The following is a 19,732-nucleotide window of genomic DNA, read 5'->3' on the forward strand; positions in this document are numbered from 1 at the left end:
CACCTAGAGGGTGACGAGCCCCAGCCGGGCGGCGCGGACGACGGCCTCGGTGCGGCGCTGCACGCCCAGCTTGGCGAGCACCGCGTTGACGTGGAACTTGGCCGTGTGCTCGCTGATGGAGAGCCGGTCCGCGATGGCCTTGTTGGACAGGCCTTCCGCCAGCAGGGCGAGCACCTCGCGCTCGCGGGGGGTGAGCGAGTCCGGGCCCGGCGTGCCGGTGGCGGAGGTGGGGGCCCGGGGCGAGGCGCGGACCTCCGAGAGCGCCGAATCGAACACGGTGAGCCCCCGGGCCACGGCGAGCAGCGCGGCGACGAGCGGCGCGGGGGGCACGTCGCGGAAGAGCAGCCCGCGCGCTCCGGCCGTCAGCGCCACCTCGCCCGCGGCCTCGTCCGCCACCAGGGCGAGCACGGGGGCGCCCAGGTCGGGCGGCTCCACGCGGGCGTCATGCTCCGGGAGGCGCAGGCCGGTGTCCCACAGCACCACGTCCGGGGCCTCGCCGGCCGCGGACTCCAGCTCCATCTGGGTGCCGGACGCCACCAGGAGCAGCTCGCCTCCCTGGTCGCCCAGCGCGCGGGAGAGCGCGCCCCGGGCGAGCGGGTCCTCGGCGACGAGGGCGAGGCGTAAGGGGGCGGTGGCTGCGTCCAGCACGGGACCTCTTCCTTAACCGGCACCCCAGGGCTCCGCTCGTGGGGCGGTGGGGCTGGTAGCGTCAAGAGGTCACGGGCGGCAGGCGCCGCGTCCATGAAGAAGTTTGAAGGAGGAGGCACGGGATGAGCGCTTCGCGCACTGTGTTCGGAATCCGTCGGGCCCTCCTGGTGGCCTGCGCCCTCCTCGCCACCGGGGCCCACGCCGCCGCCTCCGGGCCGTACCTGAAGCCCGGCAACGAGGTGGTGGCGTTCGTCCGCACCCGCTTCTACGACCCCAAGAAGGCCGAGGCCTGGGCCGCGAAGCACCAGGGCTACGGCGCCGCCGCCAGCAACGCGGAGGACTTCGCGAAGCGCACCAACGCCGCCCTCGCCGAATTGGGCGCGTCGCACAGCGTCCTCTACCCGAAGGGCAGCCCGGGCCACACCGCCCTGTCCGCCATCTTCCAGCAGTTCCTCAAGCTCCCCCGCGTCGAATACGCCAGCATCGGCGCCGACCTCGTGGAGCGGCCCGACGGCGTCTTCGTCCGTCACGTCTTCGCCGGAGGCCCCGCCGCCCGCGCCGGTCTGCTCCGCGGCGACCGACTCGTCTCCGGCAGCTCATTCGAGGGCCGCGCCGGCAGGCCCACGCGCATCTCCGTGGAGCGCACCCGCGGCGCCGCGCCCCTCTCCCTCACCGTCACCCCGCGCTCGGTGAACCCCAAGGCCGAGTGGCTGGAAGTCCAGCGCGGCAGCTCGCTCATCGTCGAGCACAACGGCCGGCGCGTGGCGTACCAGCACCTCTACTCGTGCGCCGGCACCGAGCACCAGGAGACGCTCCACGACGCCCTGACGGGCACCTTCGCGAGCGCCGAGGCGCTGGTCATCGACTTCCGCGACGGCTGGGGCGGCTGCAATCCCGACTTCCTCAACCTCTTCAACCCGCTGGTGCCCCTCTTCACCGACATCAACCGCGAGGGCCAGCGCAACACCCGCGCCACCACGTGGCGCAAGCCGGTGGTGCTGCTCGTCAACGGCAACTCCCGCAGCGGCAAGGAGATGGTCGCCTTCGCCCTCAAGCGGCACAAGCGCGCCACGCTCGTCGGCCAGCGCACCGCGGGCGCCGTGCTCGCGGGCGCGCCCCTGTTCCTGTCCAACGGAGACCTGCTCTACCTCGCCGTCATGGACGTGGAGGTGGAGGGCGTGCGCCTGGAGGGCAGAGGCGTGGACGTGGACGTCGAAGTGCCGGACGCGCTGCCGTACGCGGAAGGCAAGGACCCGCAGCTCGACAAGGCGCTCGACGTGGCCGCCTCCGCCGTGGGCCGCCGCTGACTCACGCGCCGCGCGAGCGCCACAGCCACAGCACGCCCACGACGAACAGGATGGCCCCACCCAGCAGCGCCCAGCCGATGATGGAGCACCCCGGCGACGCCTTCGACACGATGGGCAGCTTCTGCGTCTTCAGCTCCTCCACCAGCTCGGCGAGCTTCGCGGAGTCGAAGGCGACCAGCTCCCCGGCGCGCAGCTTCCGGCCCATCGCCTCCAGCTCGCCTCCCGGGAAGTACCGGTCGGTGAGCAGGAGGCTCTTGGCCTGCAGCTCCTTGTCCGTGCCGTGCGCGGCGGGGTCGAGACCACAGCGGGCGCACGGCGTGAATGCACCCACCTTCGACTCACCGCAGCGGACACAGACGGCCAGGGTCATGCCCGCAGCGTAACCCGAACCGGAGCGCGTGTGCTCACGGCGCGAGGGTGCTCAGGTGCTGGCGGATGTTCGCGATGGAGGTGTTCATCGCGGACCAGCTCGACGCGAACTTGTACGCCGGGTCCCACGTCTGCCCGCTGCCGTAGCACCAGCCCAGCCCCTGGACGATGCACTCGTTGTAGACGACGTCGTTCTCGAAGGTGAAGCCCACGCCGTGGTTGCGCAGCAGCCAGGACTTGCGCAGCGCGGAGTTCGTCGTGTTGACGATGGTGGTGTGCTCGGTGCTGCCCGCCGGGAAGCCCGCCGTGCGCGCGGTGTGGTCCAGAATCTGGGCGATGCTCCACCCCTCGGGCGCATAGAGCTGCCGCGCCACGGCCTCCACGTCCGCCAGGGAGACCCAGCTCACCTGCGCCCCGGCCAGACCCACCTGCCACGCCCCGCCGCCGTTGTTGCACGTCTCCAGCGGCCAGATGGCCTTGTCCCCGGTGGACGTGCTGCACAGGGAGAAGGACTGCGGGTTGGAGCCCGGGTTGGGACGGTTGGGGCCCAAATCCCAGATGCCCTCCTTGATGGCCCACCACGACACGCGGGCCGCCTTGTCCAGGCGCTGCTCACGCGTGCCCGTCAGCCGGGGCACCGTCTTCGCCGCCACCCAGCGCAGCCACTTCTCCTGGTCCTTGCTGAGCAGGTAGCCATTCACGCGCAGCGTGGGGACCTGGTCCCAGTAGTCACCGTGGGACCAGCCCACCGTGCCGCCCACGTTGAGCTTGTAGAAGCCGCCGCTCGCGGACTCACTCACCACCGTGGCCTGCTCGCCGATGGAGACCAGCCGGATGGACGCATAGGAGGTGGCCGGGCCCGTGCGCAGATAGACGTTCTCCACCGCGCGCACGCGCGAGCCGGCGAGGATTCCGAAGAGCAGCGGGGACTCGGTGGTGCCGACCGCTTCGGCCTCGGGCTCCACCGCGACCTCCTCCGGGGGAAGGCCCTCGCCACACGCGAGGGTGAACAGCAGGAACGATGACGCCAGCAGGGAACGGCGGACGGGGGACATGGAGACCTCCTGAGGGGAGACAGCGCCGGCCCGCTGTGCACGGCCCATGCCCCCGCGGCGCCCGGGTGTCGCGCTCCCGGGCAGGGACGGTGGCTGACCACTTTCCGGTCATTCCATGCGTCAGGTGACTGGTTCCGGCCGCGCATGAGCACCGCTTCCGGCGCCGCCATTTCGAAGGAGGCGCGACGGGAAACGAAGCGCGCGCACGCGAGCCTGGCCACGGCACACGCGCTGCAAGGTCTTCCCGCGTCTCAATCCCGCAGCGCAATCCCCTCAGGAGCCCTCACATGGTTGAAAACCCGCTCACCTCCCGCCCGCGCGCCTCGCGCTGGCTGCTCGCCGGCTGGATGGCCACCGCCGCCTTCGCCGGGTACCGCCTCATGCCCACCGCGGACGCGTCACATTCGCACACCGGCTGGGACCAGAGGCACGTGGCCACCATCCACGGGAACAACGGGCCCGCGAGCGGCGGCAGCGGCCCGGGCACGCAGGACGAGGAGTACTGCATCATGTCCGAGACGTCCGCGATGCCCGCCTCCACCATCGCGCCCTTCATCCAGGAGACGCTGACGCAGCTGTCCTTCGACGTCGTCTGGGACGGCTCCGCCGACTGGCGCGTGGACCTGTGGCGCACGCAGAAGTTCTGCAACGAGTACGCGACGGCCGACCGCAACCGCATCGAGCTGGAGTTCCGCGTCCGCGAGTCCTGGGCCGCGCTGTGCGGCGGTGAGCAGTACGCGTGCGTTACGGCGATGTCCCCCGTGACGGACTCCAGCGGCGCGCACCAGCACTACCTCTACATGAACGCGCACCTGAAGCGGGAGCAGCTCGCCGCGCTCGCCACCACCACGCGCGCTCGCAAGTTCATCAACCACGAGACGGGCCACCTGCTGGGCCTGCGGGACCCAAATTACTACGGTCACTGCATGCACAGCGTGATGCACAACAACCTCTACGAGAGCCTCGGCTGCACGGACCCGGTGTGGCACCCGACCACGTCCGACTTCGTGTCCGTGCGCTCCATCGCGGACCGCACCAACTGATTTCCCCCACCCCTTTCGATTTCGAGGAACACACCCATGAAGCGTTTCCCCTTGCGTGAATTGCTCCACGTGGCCGCGATGTCCGGCATGGTGCTCGCGGCGGTCCGCTGCGGCGGCGAGGCCCCGCCCAACGTCCTGGACGAGGACGTCCACTTCAACGACCAGAGCGCGCTCCTGACGACGAACCGCGATGCCCTGCGCCTGTGCGTCCGGGAGGCCCCGTCCCTGCGCGCCAGTGGTCCCCGCGTCACCGAGCGGCTCGCCGCGAGCCTGAAGGCCGTGGGCGCCCACCCCGACTGGGCCGCGGCGCGCTTCGGCTCGAAGACGCCCACCGTGGAGGCGGGCTGCCCGGGGCCGGAGCTGGCGCTGGAGCGGCTGGAGCCCAAGGAGTCCATCGTCGGTGTGGGCCGCACCACGAAGCCCGGCCGCTACCGCACCGTCATCCACGTGCTCGACGAGAAGACGGCGGACGTCGTGCTGGGCGAGCGCAAGGCCGAGCGCGCTGCCTCGGAGTTCCTGCGCGTGGACGACCACGTGCTGGCGGAGGTCACGACGGCGCTCGTCGTGCGCGAGTCCTACCTGGATGACCCGGAGTTCACCTCACGCTGGCTGGCGCAGGCGGTGGGGCTCCAGCCGATGGCGGCCGGGTTCCAGCGCGCGTCGGAGGACGGCGCGCTGCCCGGCGTCCTCGGTGACGTGGTGGAGAAGTCCGTCACCGACAGGTCCGTCATGAGCGTGAAGAAGCCGTCCTTCGACGGGAAGTAGGCGCGGGGGGCGCGTCCAGCTCCCGGCCCGACATGCGGCGCAGCTCCGCGTTGCCCAGGACGAGCTGGGTGAGGCGCGAGCGGGAGATGCGCAGGGCGGAGGCGGTGGCGACGATGTTGCCGCCGTTCTCCACCAGGCTCTGCGCGATGCACTGGCGCTGCACCTCCGTGAGGAAGTCCCGCAGCGAGCCCCCATGCTGGCGGAACAGGCCGTTCAGGTCCGTCACCCCCGAGGGCACGGAGCGCGGCTCGGCGCACTCCAGCGCCCGCTGGAGCAGCGGCGCGAGCACCGCGGCGCCGATGGCCGGCGTGTCGGAGAGGACGTCGGCCGCGCGCACCGTGTTGTGCAGCTCGCGCACGTTGCCGGGCCACGGGTGGGCGCGCAGCAGGCGCTCGGCCTCGGGGGTGAAGGAGCGGGGCGGGCCGCCGCGCTCCAGGGCGGCCTGCTGGAGGAACCAGGTGGCCAGCAGCAACACGTCGCCGTCCCGCTCTCGCAGCGGGGGCAGCTCCACCTGGATGCCGTTGAGCCGGAAGAAGAGGTCCTGCCGGAACTCGCCCGTGCGCACCGCCTTTGCCAGGTTGCGATTGGAGGCGGCGACGACACGCACGTCCACGCGCACCTCCTCGGTGCCACCCACGCGCTGGAAGGCGCGCTCCTGCAGCGCACGCAGCAGGGCGGCCTGGCCTCTCGGGCTGATGTCGGCGACCTCGTCCAGGAAGAGGGTGCCGCCATGCGCCTGCTCGAAGCGGCCGCGCTGGCGCGTCATGGCACCGGTGAACGCGCCGCGCTCGTGGCCGAAGAGGTCCGACAGCAGCAGCTCATCGTTGATGGCGGCGCAGTTCACCGCGACGAAGGGGCCCGAGGAGCGGCGGGACACGTCATGGATGGCTCTCGCCGCCAGCTCCTTGCCCACGCCCGTCTCGCCGAACAGCAGCACGCTGGCGTCCGAGCCCGCCACGCGCCGGAGCTGCGCCACCACGGCGCGGAAGGCGGGCGAGCCTCCGCGCAGGTACTCCGGCGCGGACACGTCCTCCGCGGGTGTCTCGCCCAGGAGCGCCTGGAGCTGGGGCCTGTCGTACGCGCGCCGGAAGCGGTGCAGGGCGTCCGCCGGCAGCTGTGCGCCGAGCTGCCGCCACTCCTCGCGCGCGGCCTGCTGGGCGCGCTGGCGCTGGGCCTCGCTGCCTCCATCTTCGGCGAGCTGGAGCGCGAGCAGCCGGGCCCGCAGGGCGAAGTCGTGGGCGCGCAGCCGCTCGGGAGAGGCCTCCGCGCGACGGAGCGCCCGCCTCGCGCGCGCCGCGTCTTCGTTCTCCAGGGCGACGCGCGCATCCAGCAGGTGCAGCCGCGCGGGCTCGGTGGAGCGGTTGCGCAGGTAGAGGCCCCGGGCGAGCGCGTCCAGCACCTGCGCCGCCTCCTTCGCGCGGCCCAGCGCAAGCAGCACCTCCACGCGCAGCCAGCCGGCGGGCAGCGTGTGCAGGTCGTCGCGCCCGGCGTCGTCCGGCGTGCCCAGGCCGTCCAGCGTCTCCAGGGCGGCCTGCCACTCACCTCGCGCGCACCGCACGTGGGCCCGGCCCAGGCTGATGGCCCTCCGTCCCGCCGGCGTGTCGGGCGCCAGGGACGTGAGCTCCGCCAGCTTGCGCTCGGCTTCGGCGGTGTCCCCGAGGAAGCAGTCGGCGGCGATGGCCTGCGGGTAGGCGCGCAGCTGCTGGAAGGGGATGTCCAGGCCCGGCAGCGCCCGGGTGAGGGCGGCCTGGGCCTCGACGGGGCGCCCTTCCTTGGCGTAGGCGAGGCCGAGCCCCAGCAGGGCCACCGACTCGAAGGGGACGTCGCCGCGCAGCAGCTCCAGCGCGGCGAGGCCGAGCTGGATGGCGGCGGTGTTCTGCTCCGCGCGCCGCGCGAGCGTGGCGAAGGCCACCTTGGCCAGGCCCACCATGTCTCCGAGCCCGGCCGCGCGGGCCTGCAGCTCCACGGTGGTGAAGAGGCGGCGCGCGAGCTTCTCGTCGCCCGCGTCCATCGTCACGCGCCCGTCCAGCACCGTCAGCATCAGCCGCGAGAAGGTGTCCTCCTGCGCGGACAGGTGGCGGCAGGCCTCGCGCGCATACGCCACGCCTTCCTCGCGCTGCCCCGTGTCGATGAGGAACTGGAAGTGCGTGGGGGCCAGGAAGTTCTGCGCGGGCGCCACGCGCCCCGCGAGCCCCTCCGGCCCCAGCGCCCAGGCCACCAGCGCACGGCCCGACTCCGGGCGGCCCACCCGCACCAGCACGTGCGCCGCCGTGGACAGCAGCGCGCCGGCCCAGCGTCCCCGCTCGCCCCAGGCGTGGAAATCCCATGGTGCTGGCAGCGGCTCGTCCAGCGGGGACTCGAGGACGTGGCGCAGCCCGTCGGTCATGCTCGCCGCGCGCCCCTCGGCGTGCGCCAGGTGACGGAGCCCCTCGCCCAGCGGATCCGCCGCCAGCGTCAGCAGCAGGGCCTCGTCGGGGGACGCGGCCCACCGGACGACGCGTGCGCAGGTGGCGCGCACCTCGGAGACCTCCAGCTGGTTGATGGCCATGTCCAGCGTGGCCGGGCCCGACGGCACCAGCAGGTCGCCGGGACGCAGCTCGCACAGGCCCTCGTCGCAGGCGAGCTCGGCGCCCTCCTGGAGGTCCTCGCCGAGCTCCGTCACCAGCGCGCTCAGCGGCACGGGCCGGGGCAGGGCGCAGGCCACCAGTACCGCCAGGCGGCGCCTGCGCGCGGCGTCGCGCCGCTGGGGGTGCAGCAGGGATGCAAGTGTTTCATCGGGGGAGACGGGCATTTCGAGAAAGAGTCGCGCCAACCGCGCCGGGGCGGCAAGGCACCCACCCGGCGGCGGGCGCTGGGGCCGCAGCACGGGCGGAATGGTGCAGTGAAGCCCATGACGCGCCGGGCTGTGAGGCCGCGCGAGTGTCGACCGGCGAACCGGGTGGCCGCGCGGGCGGGCCCGGGTTCAGGAGGGGGCCACCCCGCCCGGGAGCCGGGGGAGCGTGGAAGGAACGTTCCTTAGGATTCAACAGAACGCGAGACGGGTTGCGCATAGATGCTCTTGCGCAAGAAGCCTGCTGCGGCCGGTGTGCCTGCCTGTTCTTCAGCCCGGCTGCCTCCGCTTCCAGAGGAGTATGAGTCAGCGCAGTTGGGGGACACCCGTCGCACCCAGAGACTGGTGGCCATTGCCGAGCGGCTCGCGCCTGCGCCCGGCACTAGCTTTCCGGAAGCCTGCCGAGGCGCGGCGGAGCTGGAGGGGTGCTACCGCTTGCTGAGCAATAAGAAGGTGGAGTGGGCGGACGTGCTGGCGCCCCATATCGCGCAGAGTCTTGCGCGCTGCCAGGCCGCGGCAGCGCAGGGCCGCCCCGTGGTCGTCGCTCATGACACCACCAGCGTGCGGTTTGTGGGCAGTGAGGCGGGCGTGCGCGAGGGGGTGGGGACGCTCAACCGAGGCGAATCCGGCTTCGAGGCCCACCTGGCGCTCGCCTGCAGTCTACCGTCGCCTGAGCACGTGCTGGCGCACCCGTTGGGCGTTGTCGGACTGCACCCCCACGTGCGTCCTGTGCGCCCCAAGCGCACCACTGCGCAGCAGAAGAAGGAGAGCCAGGCACGCCCGCAGGCAGAGCGTGAGTCGCAGATGTGGCAGACGCTGGCGCACACCGTGCAGCAGCGGTGCACCCAGGCCGGCGTGCCCCAGGTGGTGCACGTCATGGACCAGGAGGCCGACAGCTTCCGTCTCTTCTACGAGCTGACCCAGCATGACTGCGCCTTCGTCATCCGCACTCGCTTCAACCGGCTGGTGGACGCACTGGGCTCTGAGACGGACCCGGCCCGCCACCTACACGCCGCACTCGAAACCGCACCGACACTGCTCACCCGAGAGGTGTCGCTCGGGGCGGTCAAGGCCCGGTGGAAGGGCCGCAATGGGGGCGCGCCCGCCAAAAAGCAGCCCGCACGGCAGGCGCGCACCGCGCACCTTGAGGTGCGTGCCCGAAGCGGGTTGGTCCTGCACGCCAGCGAGTACTCCCAACGCGATGCGGACGTGCCCTCCACCCTGACTCTCAATGCGGTGGAGGTGGTGGAGCCGCGGCCTGCCGAGGGCCAGCAACCGGTGCGCTGGGTACTGCTGACGACGCTGCCGGTGGACACCCCGGAGGCTGTCGCGCACGTGGTGGATTGCTACCGGGCACGCTGGAGTGTGGAGGAACTCTTCAAGGCCCTCAAGACAGGCTGTGCCTTGGAGAAGCGTCAGTTGATGAGTTTGCACGCGCTGCTCAACGCCCTCGCACTCCTGCTTCCGCTGGCCTGGCGCCTGCTGGCCCTCAGAACCTTGGCGCACCAGTCCCCCACCACTCTCGCTACGGACCTCTTCAGCCCCGACGAGCTCGCGTTGCTGCGCCATCTCTCGGTGCGCGTGCACCTCGGCCCCAAACCCACCTGCGGTGAGGCACTCCTCGCCCTGGGCGGGCTGGGCGGCCACCTCAAACACAACGGACGCCCCGGGTGGCAGACGCTCGCGCGCGGCCAGGACAGGCTCACCACTGCTCTAGAGGGATGGCTGGCTGCTCGGGCCGCTCCAGAGTTCTGTTGAATCCTAAGGAACGTTCATTCCGCGAGGCCGCCGCCCGGGAGCCGGGGGAGCGTGGAAGGAACGTTCATTCCGCGAGGCCGCCGCCCGGGAGGGGGGCGGCGTCACGCGTCGCCGGCACGTGCCCGACGGAGCTCGATGACGGCGCGGACGCCGACGGCCAGCGAGGGCAGGAGCGCGCCACCCACGAGCGCACCCAGAGGTCGGCCCACGGGCGCTCCGGCCCAGGCCTCGCCCACCGTCCAGCCCAACCACACCCCGCCGCCGGCCAGCAGGACGAAGAGGCACCCGACGCTCTCGTCCGTCCGGGAGGCCACCCAGCCCAGGCCCACGCCCGCCGCGAGCGCCACGGCGGCCCCCACGGCTGTGGGCACCATGCCCGCGTCCATGAGTGCCAGCACATTGGGCAGGGACAGCGCCGACCAGAGGAACAGGAAGATGCTGCGCGCCCGCATGCCATGGCCACCGAAGCGCGTGGGTTCAGTCATGGGGAGCGGACCTCGTGCCCGGGGAGCGGATGAGAGCGCACCCCGGACAGCGTAGGTGATTTCACCCGAGCCCGGGGCTCCATGCGCCGAGGGCGTGGGCACGCCGCGCCGTTCAGCGCGCGGTCACCGCATGGCCGGACGAGGTCTCCGCGGCCGAGGCGGTAGGCGACACGCGGGCGCGCAGCATCGGCGCGAAGGCCGCGCGGTAGCTCCACGCGAGGTACAGCTCGAGCACGAGGAGGATGATGGGCACCGGGTACGCCGGCGCGAGCAGGAAGTGGAAGCCCGCGATGACGATGATGATGGGGGCGAGCAGCGTCAGCGCGAGCGGGACGAACCGGTTCGTCAGCAGCGCGAGGCCGGCAACCACCTCGATGGCCTTGATGAGGGGGAAGACGAAGCCGCTCGCCATCAGCCCTCCGGTGAACGTCGCCGCCGCCGGGGGAGGCGGAGGCTGCGGCGGCATGAAGTTGAGGAAGAAGTTGAGGCCGAACACGAAGAACACGAGGCCGAGCAGGCTCTGCGCGACGCGCGGGCCCCACTTGGTGAAGAGAGACATTGGAAGCGCTCCAGGGAAGTTCGTCCCCGACACGGTAACGGCCTTCCCCGAGCCGCACTAGTCCACCGCCCGACAACGTATTATTGCTTTGAGAGCAATGGACCTGAACCGCGTCGCCACCTTCCTCCGCGTCGTCGAGGCCGGCTCCTTCACGGCCGCCGCGACGCACCTTCAGTTACCCACATCCTCGGTGAGTCGCAGCGTCGCGAAGCTGGAGGAGGACCTGGGCATCGTGCTGCTGGAGCGCACGACGCGGAAGATTGCCCTCACCGACGCCGGCCGCGCGTACTACGAGCGCGCCCGCGAGGCCGTCGCCGGGCTGGACGAGGCGAACCTGCTGGCAGGGGAGGCCGCGCGCGAGCCGAGTGGCGTGGTGCACGTCGCGGCACCGCCCGAGCTGGGAGGCAAGCTCGCCGCCCTGTTGGGGGAGTTCATCCGTCAGCACCCGAGGATTCACGTCGACGTCATCACCACGGCCCGTGGCGCGGAGCTCGTCGGAGGCCAGGTGGACATCGCCATCGTCTCCGGGCAGTTGCGGGACTCGGACCTCATCGTCCGGAAGCTCGGGGTGAGCGTGCACCGGCTGTACGCCTCCGCCGCGTACCTCGAGCGGCGCGGGGTGCCTCGCACGGTGGCGGACCTGGCTCGCCACGACGCGGTGCTGTACCGGGGGAGCGCCGGCCACGCGACCTGGGAGCTCGTCGGGCCGCGCGGTCCCGAGAGCGTCAAGGTCCAGGGGCCGCTGAGCGGGGACAGCGTGCAGTTCGTCTTCGAGGCCGTGGCGGGAGGCCATGGCATCGGCCTGCTGCCCGAGCAGCTCCTCTCGCGGCTCTCCGCGTCGGCCATGCCCATCCAGCACGTCCTGCCGAAGTTCAGCGCCACGGGCGCGCTGCAGTCGCTCGTGCACGCCTCCCGGCACCTGCCCAAGCGTGTGACGCTGCTGCGCGACTTCCTGTCCCAGCACCTCCTGTCCTGCGAGCGGTCGTGCGAGCGGCCCGTGTGATTGGGTGCCCCCGTGCGTCCGGGGGCCTCAACGTACGGGCGAGCGGGAGCGACGCTGGCGCCACACAGCGCTCCCCAGCAGCAGGAGCCACAGTCCGGCTCCGCCACCTCCCGAGCCTCCCGCTGCGCAGCCGAAGCCGATCGGCTCCTCCGGAGCAGGCACGGAGACCGGCCGTCGCACCGTGACCTGGAAGGTGCACTCGGCGGTCTGCCCCGCCTCATCCCGCGCGGTGACTGTCACGGGCGTGGTGCCTCGCGGGAAGAGGCTGCCGGAGGCGTGGCTGTAGGTCAGCTCGGGCGAGGTCGTCACCGCGTCGCTGGCGGAGGCGGTGAAGGTGACAGGCGCGCCCTCTACGTCCTGCGACTCGACGGTCAGGTCGGCGGGGCAGGAGAGCACGGGCGTCGTGGTGTCCCGCACGGTGATGGAGAAGGTGCAGGAGGCCGTGTTGTCCGCTTCGTCTCGCGCCGTCACGGTGACGGCCGTCGTGCCCAGCGGGAAGCGACTGCCCGGGGAATGGCTCGTGGACACCTGGGGAGCGCGGGTGACGGTGTCCACGGGGCTCGCCAGCTCGAAGGCGACGGGCGTGCCGTCAGCGACCTCGGCCTCCACGGTGAGGTCCGCCGTGCAGCCCACGGCGGGCGGGGTGGTGTCACGCACGGTCAGGGTGAAGTGACACGTCGCCTCGTTGCCCGAGGCATCCCGGGCCGTGACGGCGACGTCCGTGGCACCGAGCGGGAATGTCGAGCCCGAGGCGTGGCTGTAGACGAGCTCCAGCGCGGAGGTGACCGCGTCGGACGCGGTGACCGGTGCGTACTCCAGGGTGGCGCCCGAAGCGCTCGTGGCCTCGGCGGTGGCGCTCGTGGGGCAGGCCAGGACGGGCGCGGTGGTGTCCCGGACGGTGACGGTGAAGGCACAGGTCTCGGTGTTGGCGGCGTCATCCGTCGCGCTGACGGTGACCGTCGTCACGCCCAGGGGGAACACCGTCCCCGAGGCCTGGCTGTAGGTGAGCGAGGCGGCGGGGGTGACGGCATCCGACGCGGTGGCCGACGCGTAGCTCACCGTGGCGCCCGAGGCCGTGGCGGCCTCCGTGGTGATGTCCGTGGCGCAGCGCACGGTGGGTGCGGTGGTGTCCCGGACGGTGACGCTGAAGGTACAGGAGGCCGCGTTACCGGCCGCATCCGTCGCGGTGACGGTGACGGTCGTCATTCCCAGCGGGAACAGCGTCCCCGAGGCGTGGCTGTAGCTCAGTGCTACGGGTGGGCTGGCCGTATCGGAGGCGGTGGCGGGCGGGTAGCTCACGGAGGCACCGGAAGCGCTGACCGCCTCGGCGGTGACGTTCGCGGGACACGTCACGGCCGGGGTCGTGGCATCCCGCACGGTGACGTCGAAGGAGCACGAGGCGGCGTTGCCGGCCGCGTCCGTCGCCGTGACGGTGACGCGCGTCGTGCCCAGTGCGAACAGCGCTCCCGGGGCGTGGCTGTAGCCGAGCACCGGTGAAGCCGTGACGGCGTCCGAAGCAGTCCCGGACGCGTAGCTCACGGTGACGCCCGCCGTGCTGGTGGCCTCGGCAGTGACATTCGCGGGGCAGGTCAGTGCGGGTGCGGTGGTGTCCTGCACGGTGACGTCGAACGTGCACGAGGCGGTGTTGCCCGCCGCATCCGTCGCGGTGACGGTGACCGTCGTCACTCCGAGCTGGAACACCGTCCCGGACGCCTGGCTGTAGCCCAGCGTCACGGGAGGACTGGCCGTATCGGAGGCGGTGGCGGGCGGGTAGCTCACGGAGGCACCCGAGGCGCTCGTGGCCTCGACGGTGACACTCGCTGGACACGACACCTCCGGCATCGTGGCATCACGAACGCTGACGTTGAAGGAACAGGAGGCTGAGTTGCCGGCCGCGTCCTTCGCGGTGACGGTGACAGCGGTGGTGCCGACCGGGAACAGCGTCCCGCTCGCCTGGCTATAGGTGACCTGCGGCGAGCCGGTGACGGCGTCGGAAGCAGTCGCGGACGTGTAGCTCACGGTGGCGCCCGAGGCACTGACGGCCTCGGCGGTGACGTCCGCGGGGCAGCTCAGCGTGGGAGCGGTGGTGTCCTGCACGGTGACGTCAAACGCGCACGAGCCAGCATTGCCCGCCGCGTCCGTCGCGGTGACGGTGACCGTCGTCGTGCCTGGCGAGAACACCGTCCCCGAAGCCTGGCTGTAGGTGAGCACGGGCGACGCGGTGACGGCATCCGAAGCCGTGGCGGACGGGTAGCTCACGATGGCGCCCGCTGCACGGGTGGCCTCGGACGTCACCGCGATGGGGCACGTCACGACGGGCGCCGTCTCGTCCCGGACGATGACGTTGAAGGCGCACGAAGCGGTGTTGCCGGCCACGTCCGTGGCAGTGACGGTGACGCGCGTCGTGCCCAGCGAGAACAGCGTCCCCGAAGCCTGGCTGTAGGTGAGCGCGGGCGAAGCCGTCACTGCATCCGAAGCCGTGGCGGGCGCGTAGCTCACGGTGGCGCCCGAGGCATCGACCGCTTCGGCGGCGACGTCCGCGGGACAGCTCAGGACCGGCGCGGTGGTGTCCCGGACGGTGACGCCGAAGGTGCACGCGGTGGAGTTGCCGGCCGCATCCGTGGCGGTGACGGTGACCGTCGTCGTGCCCAGGGGGAACGTTGCTCCGGAGGCGTGGCTGTAGGTGAGCGCGGGCGAGGACGTCACGGCGTCGGAGGCGGTGGCCGGCGAATAGGGCACGGCGGCGCCGGAGGAGTCCGTGGCCTCGGTGACGAGGTTCGCGGGACAGCTCAGTGCAGGCGCGGTGGTGTCCCGGACGCTGACGTCGAAGCTGCACGCGGAGGTGTTGCCCGCCGCGTCCCGCGCGGTGACGGTGACGCGCGTCGTCCCCAGGCTGAACCCCGTGCCGGAAGCCTGGCTGTAGGTCAGCACGGGCGAGGCGGTGACGGCGTCCGAGACGGTGGCCGGCGGGTAGCTCACGACAGCGCCCGACGCGCCAGTGGCCTCGGCGAGGACGTCCGTGGGACAGCTCAGGACTGGCGCGCTGGTGTCTCGCACCGTCACCGAGAAGGTGCACGCGGCGCTGTTGCCCGCCGCGTCCGTCGCCGTCGCGGTGACGAGCGTCTCCCCGAGCGGGAACACCGTCCCGGAGTCCCGGCTATAGCTCAGCGTCACCGGAGGACTGGCCGTGTCGTCAGCCGTGGCGGGCGGATAGCTGACGAGGCCTCCCGAGGCACTCGTGGCCTCGGCGGTGACGCTGGCCGGACACGTCACGGCCGGCTGCGTGGTGTCGCGCACGGTGACGTTGAAGGAGCACGTGGTGCTGTTGCCGGATGTGTCCTTCGCGGTGACGGTGACGGCGGTGATGCCGACGGAGAACAGCGTCCCCGACGCCTGGCTGTAGGTGACCTCCGGCGCCGAGCCGGTGTCGGAGACCTTGGCGGCCGGGTAGCTGACGATGGCGCCCGTGCTGCCGGTGGCCTCGGCCGTGACGTCCGCGGGACACGTCAGCGAGGGCGCGATGGTGTCCTGGACGGTGACGGTGAAGGAACACGCCCCCTGGTTGCCGACCGCATCCGTCGCGGTGGCGGTGACGCTCGTCGTCCCCAGGGGAAACACAGTCCCGGATGCCCGGCTGTAGACGAGGACCGGCCTGCCGGGCGCATTGTCCGTGACGGTGGCCGAGGGATAGCTCACCGTCGCACCCGACCTGCTCTGGGCCTCGACAGTCACGGAGGGCGGACAGGTGACGGTGGGCGGCGTGGTGTCCGGCGGGATGTCCAGCGTCACGCGCCACAGCTCGAAGCCGGTGGTTCCGTCGTTGGCGACGAAGTAGACGTCCTTGCCCTTGCGCGTGAACAGGCGGGGGTTGGAGGAGAGGGCGCCCGGCGCGAGGTCCCCGAGCGGTCGCGTCCCCTCTTCGGTGCCGTCCGAAATCCACGGCTCCATGCCGGTGACGCCGTCCGAGGCGGCGAACACCACCAGCCCTTCCGGCTCCAGTACCAGCATCGGCTGGTCGGCCATGCTGCCAGTGGAGCCGGGGTTGAGGTCCGTCACGGGCCGGGTGCCCTGCAGCGTTCCATCACTCCGCCACAGCTCGATGCCGATATCCGGGACCTGCGCCTGGAAGAACAGGACGCGGTTCGCCACCGTGAGGTGTCGCGGGCCGAAGCCCTTCGTTCCCGCGGCGTAGCTCACCACCAGCTGGGTGCCTGACTCCGTGCCGTTGCTGCGCCAGAGGCCCCGCGCGGTGGCGATCGGCGAGGCGCTGAAGTACAGCACGTCATCCATCAGCACGAAGTCGCCCGGCGAGCTGGAGCCCGACGTGTTGAGATCCTTGATGCGGAACGTGAAGTTGGCGGTGCCGTCGCTTCGCCACAGCTCGACGTCATTCGAGGTGCCCGAGGACCCGGGGAAATAGAAGAACCCCGGGGTGGCTGCGAAGGCGGTGTCGAAGGAGGGAATGACGTTCTTCAGGGAGACCGTCCCCGCCTCCGTGCCCGTGGTCTGCCACAGGGTGGTGCCCGTGCCGTCCGAGGCACCGAAATAGGCCCTGTCCTGGAACCCGACGAAACCACTGCTCATGGAGACGCCCGTGTTCCCCGCCCAGACGTCCTTGAGGAGCTGCATGTAGCTGGTGGTGCCGTCACTGATCCACGGCTCGAAGCCTGTCTGTCCGTCGTTCGCGGTGAAGAGAATCCGGCTGCCCAGCTGCGGAAGGACCTTCAAGTCCCTCGGGGAGCCGGAGAGGGCGCCGGGCTGGAGGTCCTTGAGGAGCCGGGTGCCGGCCGGGGTTCCGTCGCTCGTCCACAGCTCCTGGCCGGTGACGCCGTCGTTGGCGTCGAACAGGAGGGCGTTGAACCGCGGGACGAAGCGGGTCGGGTTGGAGCTGAAGGCGCCCGGGTAGATGTCCTGGAGGAGCCGGGTACCGGAGGCGTCGGTCACCCAGGGCTCCCGGCCGAGCTCGTCCGCGTCCGCGGTGAAGTAGAGCCTGCCGCCGAACACGGTGAGGGCCCGCGGGTCCGAGTGGGCCGTCTCGGTGAGGATGTCCCTGACGGGCCTGTAGTCGCTGCCGTCCGTCCACCAGGGCTCCATGCCCCAGCCGAGGCCGTTGGTGGCGAAGAAGACGCGCGTGCCGACGGCGGTCATCCCCTCGGGATTGGAGTCTTCCGGCCCGAAGTTGAGGTCCATCACCCGCTGCGTCCCGAAGGGGGTGTCGTCACTCCGCCACAGCTCCCGGCCCGTGCGGCCGTCGTTCGCGCTGAAGTAGAGCACGCCGTGGATGTCGGTCAGCTTCTGGGGGCCGGAGCCCTGCGCGCCCGCCGCGATGTCGGCGACGCGCTGCGTGCCCGCCGCCGTGCCGTTGCTCTTCCAGAGCTCGGCGCCGGTGCTGCCGTCGTTCGCGCTGAAGTAGAGTGTGCTGCCCACGGCCACCAATTCCCGCGGCGTGCTGCCTCCGGTGCCGGGGGCAATATCCTTCACCAGCCACGCCGTACTCCCATCGCTCGCCCACAGCTCGGAGCCGACAAGGGCGCCGGCGGACGTGCCTATCGAGGCGAAGTAGAGCTTCCCGTCCATGGCCGTGAGCGACTGGATTCTGTCGCTGTCGGCCGGGAGGTAGGGCCGCGTGGAATGGACCAGCCGGGTGCCACTCGCGGTGCCGTCGCTGGTCCAGAGCGCGGTGAAGACCGAGGACTCGGTGCCGATGAAGAAGACGCGGGTGCCCACGCTCACCAGCTCCGAGACGAAGCCGTCCAGGGAGCCCAGGCCGACGTCCCTGACGAGCGCGGTGCCGTTGGCCGTCCCGTCGCTCCGCCACAGCTCCCGGCCGTTGTTCGGCGTGGTGGCGGAGAAGAAGAGCAGGTTGCCCGCGGCGGTGAGGTTCTGGGGCGAGGAGCCGTTGGCGCCCGAGACGATGTCCCTCACGAGCCTCGTTCCCTGGGTGGTGCCATCGCTGCGCCACAGCTCGAGCCCCCCGATGCCGTCTGTCGCGGAGAAGTAGAGGACGCCGTTGAAGACCGCCAGGCTGCTGGGATTGGAGGAGTCCGAGCCGAAGTGGATGTCCTTGACGAGCACGGTGCCGGAGGCCGTGCCGTCGGTCCGCCACAGCTCGCGCCCCGAGCTGCCGTCATCCGCGGTGAAGTAGATGACGCCGCCCATGACGATGAAGTCGCTGGGGGCGGAGCTCTCGGCGCCGGGCCGGAGGTCCTCGAGGAGCTGGGTGCCGGACTCCGTGCCATCGCTCGTCCACAGCTCGCGTCCGCTGCTGGCTTCCGTGGCGGCGAAGAGGACCGTGCCGCCGCCCAGGTCCACGAAGCCGTACGGAGCGCTCCCGGGCTGGGTGCTCCAGAAGCCCGCTCGCAGGTCCGCGACGAGCTCGGGCCCCGTGACATCGAGCGCGGCGGAGGACGTGCCACGCGGGCCGTCGTCAGGCTTCGGGGCCACGGACTCCGTGCACCCGCCCACCACGGCCAGCGTGACGGCGAGCCAGAGCAGCGGCTGGCGCAAGTTCCCCAGGTGTCTCATGTCCCCCTCGGACGGATGCCGCGCGGGTGATGGCCCGCATGACTGACGGGCTCAATCTACCGCGTGTCACGTCCGGAACCGTCACCCCGGCAACACAGCGGCCGGCCGTGCGAGGAGGGTGCTCGCGCCGTCCGGGTGCACCGGCACCCGGGCTCAGGCGAGCGTGACGCCGTGCCCCGGCGCGTCCGGGTCCAAATCCAGCCGCGCGCCTTCGTACCGCGCGCCGCCCCGGAACGGGTGGCTGGCGATGAACAGCGGCGTGTCCAGGTCCGCGTAGGTGAAGCCGCCCAGGCCCGCGGCCAGGTGCGCGGAGGCCGTCATGGCCAGCACGCTCTCCACCATGCCGCCCACCATCAGCTCCATGCCCGCCGCGCGCGCGAGGCTCCACATCGTCAGCGCCTCCACCACGCCGCACTTCATCGTCTTGATGTTGATGCCGTGCGCGGCCCCCTCGCGGATGAGGCGCAGCACGTCCTTCGCCGAGCGCGCCGACTCGTCCGCGCACACCCGCACCTTCGAGCGCTTCGACACCTCCGCCATGCCGGCGAAGTCCGACGCGGCCACCGGCTGCTCGAAGAGGGCCAGCGGCACGTCCGCCCGCTCCAGCTCCTTCAGGAAGGCGAGCGCCTCGCTCACGTCATATCCGCCGTTGGCGTCCGCGAAGAGCCGGGCCTGGGGCGCCACCTCGTGGATGGCCACCATGCGCGCCGCGTCCTGGTCCGGCGCGAGCGCCCCCACCTTCACCTTCAGCGTGGAGATGCCGCGCGCGAGGATGGCCTTCGCGGACTCGCGCGCGTGTGCCACGTCCCCCGCCGTCACCGTCATGTCGATTTCCAGCGTCGTCCCCGCCCCGCCCAGCAGCACGTACAGCGGCACGCGGTGGTGCCGCGCCAGCGCGTCCAGCAGCGCCATCTCCACGCCGGCCCGCGCGGACGGCGCCAGCGCCAGCGAGTCTCCCAGCCACTCCGACACCGGCCGCCACGCGCGCACGTCCTTGCCTGGCAACCCCGCGCGGACCGTCTCCAGCGCGGCCAGCGTGCTGCCCTGCGTCTCACCGCTGACGGCGGTGAAGGGCGCCGCCTCGCCCAGGCCCACGGTGCCGTCCGCCAGCGTCAGGCGCACCAGCACGTTCTCCGCGGTGTGTTGCGCGCCCGTGGCGATGGCGAAGGGCTCGGTGAGGGGCAGGTGCAGCGGCTCGAAGGCGACGGCGGTGATGAGGGTGGGCGTCATGTCGGAGGCCGCACCCTAGTCCGCTCTCCGTGAAGACGGGACACCCAAGAGAAGCCCGTGTCTCCGTCCGGAATCCCGTCACGCGCCACTCACACGGTGGGAAGCTCCGTGGCCGGAACCCACCGTGACGGGTCTTCCCCCCTGGCCGGATTCGC

The 19,732-nt window shown here is 71.7% G+C and carries 13 protein-coding genes; 5 read left to right on the forward strand and 8 right to left on the reverse strand.

Features of this window, described 5'->3' with window-relative positions:
• Positions 1-3 precede the first annotated feature (3 nt).
• Positions 4-648, reverse strand: a complete 645-nt coding sequence (locus tag ACX9TP_RS02140; RefSeq protein ID WP_482978026.1) for a LuxR C-terminal-related transcriptional regulator — start codon at positions 646-648, stop codon at positions 4-6.
• Positions 649-770: 122 nt separating this feature from the next.
• Here ACX9TP_RS02140 and ACX9TP_RS02145 point away from each other — a divergent pair, with 122 nt between their 5' ends.
• The gene (locus ACX9TP_RS02145) at positions 771-1,955 is read left to right on the forward strand and encodes a S41 family peptidase (RefSeq protein ID WP_482978027.1); all 1,185 of its coding nucleotides are present in this window, start codon (positions 771-773) and stop codon (positions 1,953-1,955) included.
• Position 1,956: 1 nt separating this feature from the next.
• On the opposite strand, the gene ACX9TP_RS02150 is transcribed toward ACX9TP_RS02145, so the two are convergent.
• Complete coding sequence (locus ACX9TP_RS02150) at positions 1,957-2,325, reverse strand: hypothetical protein (RefSeq protein WP_482978028.1); 369 nt, start codon at positions 2,323-2,325, stop codon at positions 1,957-1,959.
• Positions 2,326-2,359: 34 nt separating this feature from the next.
• Positions 2,360-3,379, reverse strand: a complete 1,020-nt coding sequence (locus ACX9TP_RS02155) for an SH3 domain-containing protein (protein ID WP_482978029.1) — start codon at positions 3,377-3,379, stop codon at positions 2,360-2,362.
• 287 nt (positions 3,380-3,666) lie between these two features.
• On the opposite strand from ACX9TP_RS02155, the gene ACX9TP_RS02160 reads away from it, so the two are divergent.
• Both ACX9TP_RS02160 and ACX9TP_RS02165 read left to right on the forward strand, forming a co-directional pair.
• Entirely contained in the window at positions 3,667-4,422 is a 756-nt protein-coding gene (locus tag ACX9TP_RS02160; protein WP_482978030.1) for a hypothetical protein, read from the forward strand.
• Positions 4,423-4,458: 36 nt separating this feature from the next.
• The gene (locus tag ACX9TP_RS02165) at positions 4,459-5,187 is read left to right on the forward strand and encodes a hypothetical protein (RefSeq protein ID WP_482978031.1); all 729 of its coding nucleotides are present in this window, start codon (positions 4,459-4,461) and stop codon (positions 5,185-5,187) included.
• Here ACX9TP_RS02165 and ACX9TP_RS02170 read toward each other — a convergent pair.
• Positions 5,150-7,978 (reverse strand): sigma 54-interacting transcriptional regulator, encoded by a 2,829-nt coding sequence (locus tag ACX9TP_RS02170; protein WP_482978032.1) that lies wholly within the window; start codon positions 7,976-7,978, stop codon positions 5,150-5,152. The two genes, ACX9TP_RS02165 and ACX9TP_RS02170, sit on opposite strands and share 38 nt — an antisense overlap.
• Positions 7,979-8,362: 384 nt before the next feature.
• On the opposite strand from ACX9TP_RS02170, the gene ACX9TP_RS02175 reads away from it, so the two are divergent.
• A complete protein-coding gene (locus ACX9TP_RS02175) occupies positions 8,363-9,775 on the forward strand; it encodes an IS4 family transposase (protein WP_482978033.1) in 1,413 nt (470 codons plus the stop codon).
• Positions 9,776-9,876: 101 nt separating this feature from the next.
• Here ACX9TP_RS02175 and ACX9TP_RS02180 read toward each other — a convergent pair whose 3' ends face one another.
• Positions 9,877-10,260, reverse strand: a complete 384-nt coding sequence (locus tag ACX9TP_RS02180) for a hypothetical protein (RefSeq protein ID WP_482978034.1) — start codon at positions 10,258-10,260, stop codon at positions 9,877-9,879.
• 112 nt (positions 10,261-10,372) lie between these two features.
• Entirely contained in the window at positions 10,373-10,819 is a 447-nt protein-coding gene (locus ACX9TP_RS02185) for a DoxX family protein (protein WP_482978035.1), read from the reverse strand.
• Positions 10,820-10,916: 97 nt separating this feature from the next.
• On the opposite strand from ACX9TP_RS02185, the gene ACX9TP_RS02190 reads away from it, so the two are divergent.
• Positions 10,917-11,822 carry a LysR family transcriptional regulator gene (locus ACX9TP_RS02190; RefSeq protein WP_482978036.1) on the forward strand — a complete coding sequence of 302 codons (906 nt, stop codon included), beginning with the start codon at positions 10,917-10,919 and terminating at the stop codon, positions 11,820-11,822.
• A 27-nt stretch (positions 11,823-11,849) separates the two neighbouring features.
• Here the strand turns inward: ACX9TP_RS02190 and ACX9TP_RS02195 are convergent, their stop codons facing one another.
• Together ACX9TP_RS02195 and ACX9TP_RS02200 are read right to left on the reverse strand one after the other, a co-directional pair.
• A complete protein-coding gene (locus tag ACX9TP_RS02195; protein ID WP_482978037.1) occupies positions 11,850-18,347 on the reverse strand; it encodes an ELWxxDGT repeat protein in 6,498 nt (2,165 codons plus the stop codon).
• A 153-nt stretch (positions 18,348-18,500) separates the two neighbouring features.
• Positions 18,501-19,577, reverse strand: a complete 1,077-nt coding sequence (locus ACX9TP_RS02200; protein WP_482978038.1) for a dipeptide epimerase — start codon at positions 19,575-19,577, stop codon at positions 18,501-18,503.
• Between the last annotated feature and the right edge of the window lie 155 nt (positions 19,578-19,732).

The sequence above is a fragment of the Pyxidicoccus sp. M15 genome (genome assembly GCF_056858435.1).

Excerpts from the sequence above, each read along its gene's own strand:
- ACX9TP_RS02145 (WP_482978027.1), top strand. The coding sequence starts at position 771 with ATGAGCGCTTCGCGCACTGTGTTCGGAATCCGTCGGGCCCTCCTGGTG.
- ACX9TP_RS02155 (WP_482978029.1), bottom strand. The coding sequence starts at position 3,379 with ATGTCCCCCGTCCGCCGTTCCCTGCTGGCGTCATCGTTCCTGCTGTTC.
- ACX9TP_RS02180 (WP_482978034.1), bottom strand. The coding sequence starts at position 10,260 with ATGACTGAACCCACGCGCTTCGGTGGCCATGGCATGCGGGCGCGCAGC.
- ACX9TP_RS02150 (WP_482978028.1), bottom strand. The coding sequence starts at position 2,325 with ATGACCCTGGCCGTCTGTGTCCGCTGCGGTGAGTCGAAGGTGGGTGCA.
- ACX9TP_RS02190 (WP_482978036.1), top strand. The coding sequence starts at position 10,917 with ATGGACCTGAACCGCGTCGCCACCTTCCTCCGCGTCGTCGAGGCCGGC.
- ACX9TP_RS02185 (WP_482978035.1), bottom strand. The coding sequence starts at position 10,819 with ATGTCTCTCTTCACCAAGTGGGGCCCGCGCGTCGCGCAGAGCCTGCTC.
- ACX9TP_RS02195 (WP_482978037.1), bottom strand. The coding sequence starts at position 18,347 with ATGAGACACCTGGGGAACTTGCGCCAGCCGCTGCTCTGGCTCGCCGTC.
- ACX9TP_RS02160 (WP_482978030.1), top strand. The coding sequence starts at position 3,667 with ATGGTTGAAAACCCGCTCACCTCCCGCCCGCGCGCCTCGCGCTGGCTG.
- ACX9TP_RS02165 (WP_482978031.1), top strand. The coding sequence starts at position 4,459 with ATGAAGCGTTTCCCCTTGCGTGAATTGCTCCACGTGGCCGCGATGTCC.
- ACX9TP_RS02200 (WP_482978038.1), bottom strand. The coding sequence starts at position 19,577 with ATGACGCCCACCCTCATCACCGCCGTCGCCTTCGAGCCGCTGCACCTG.
- ACX9TP_RS02170 (WP_482978032.1), bottom strand. The coding sequence starts at position 7,978 with ATGCCCGTCTCCCCCGATGAAACACTTGCATCCCTGCTGCACCCCCAG.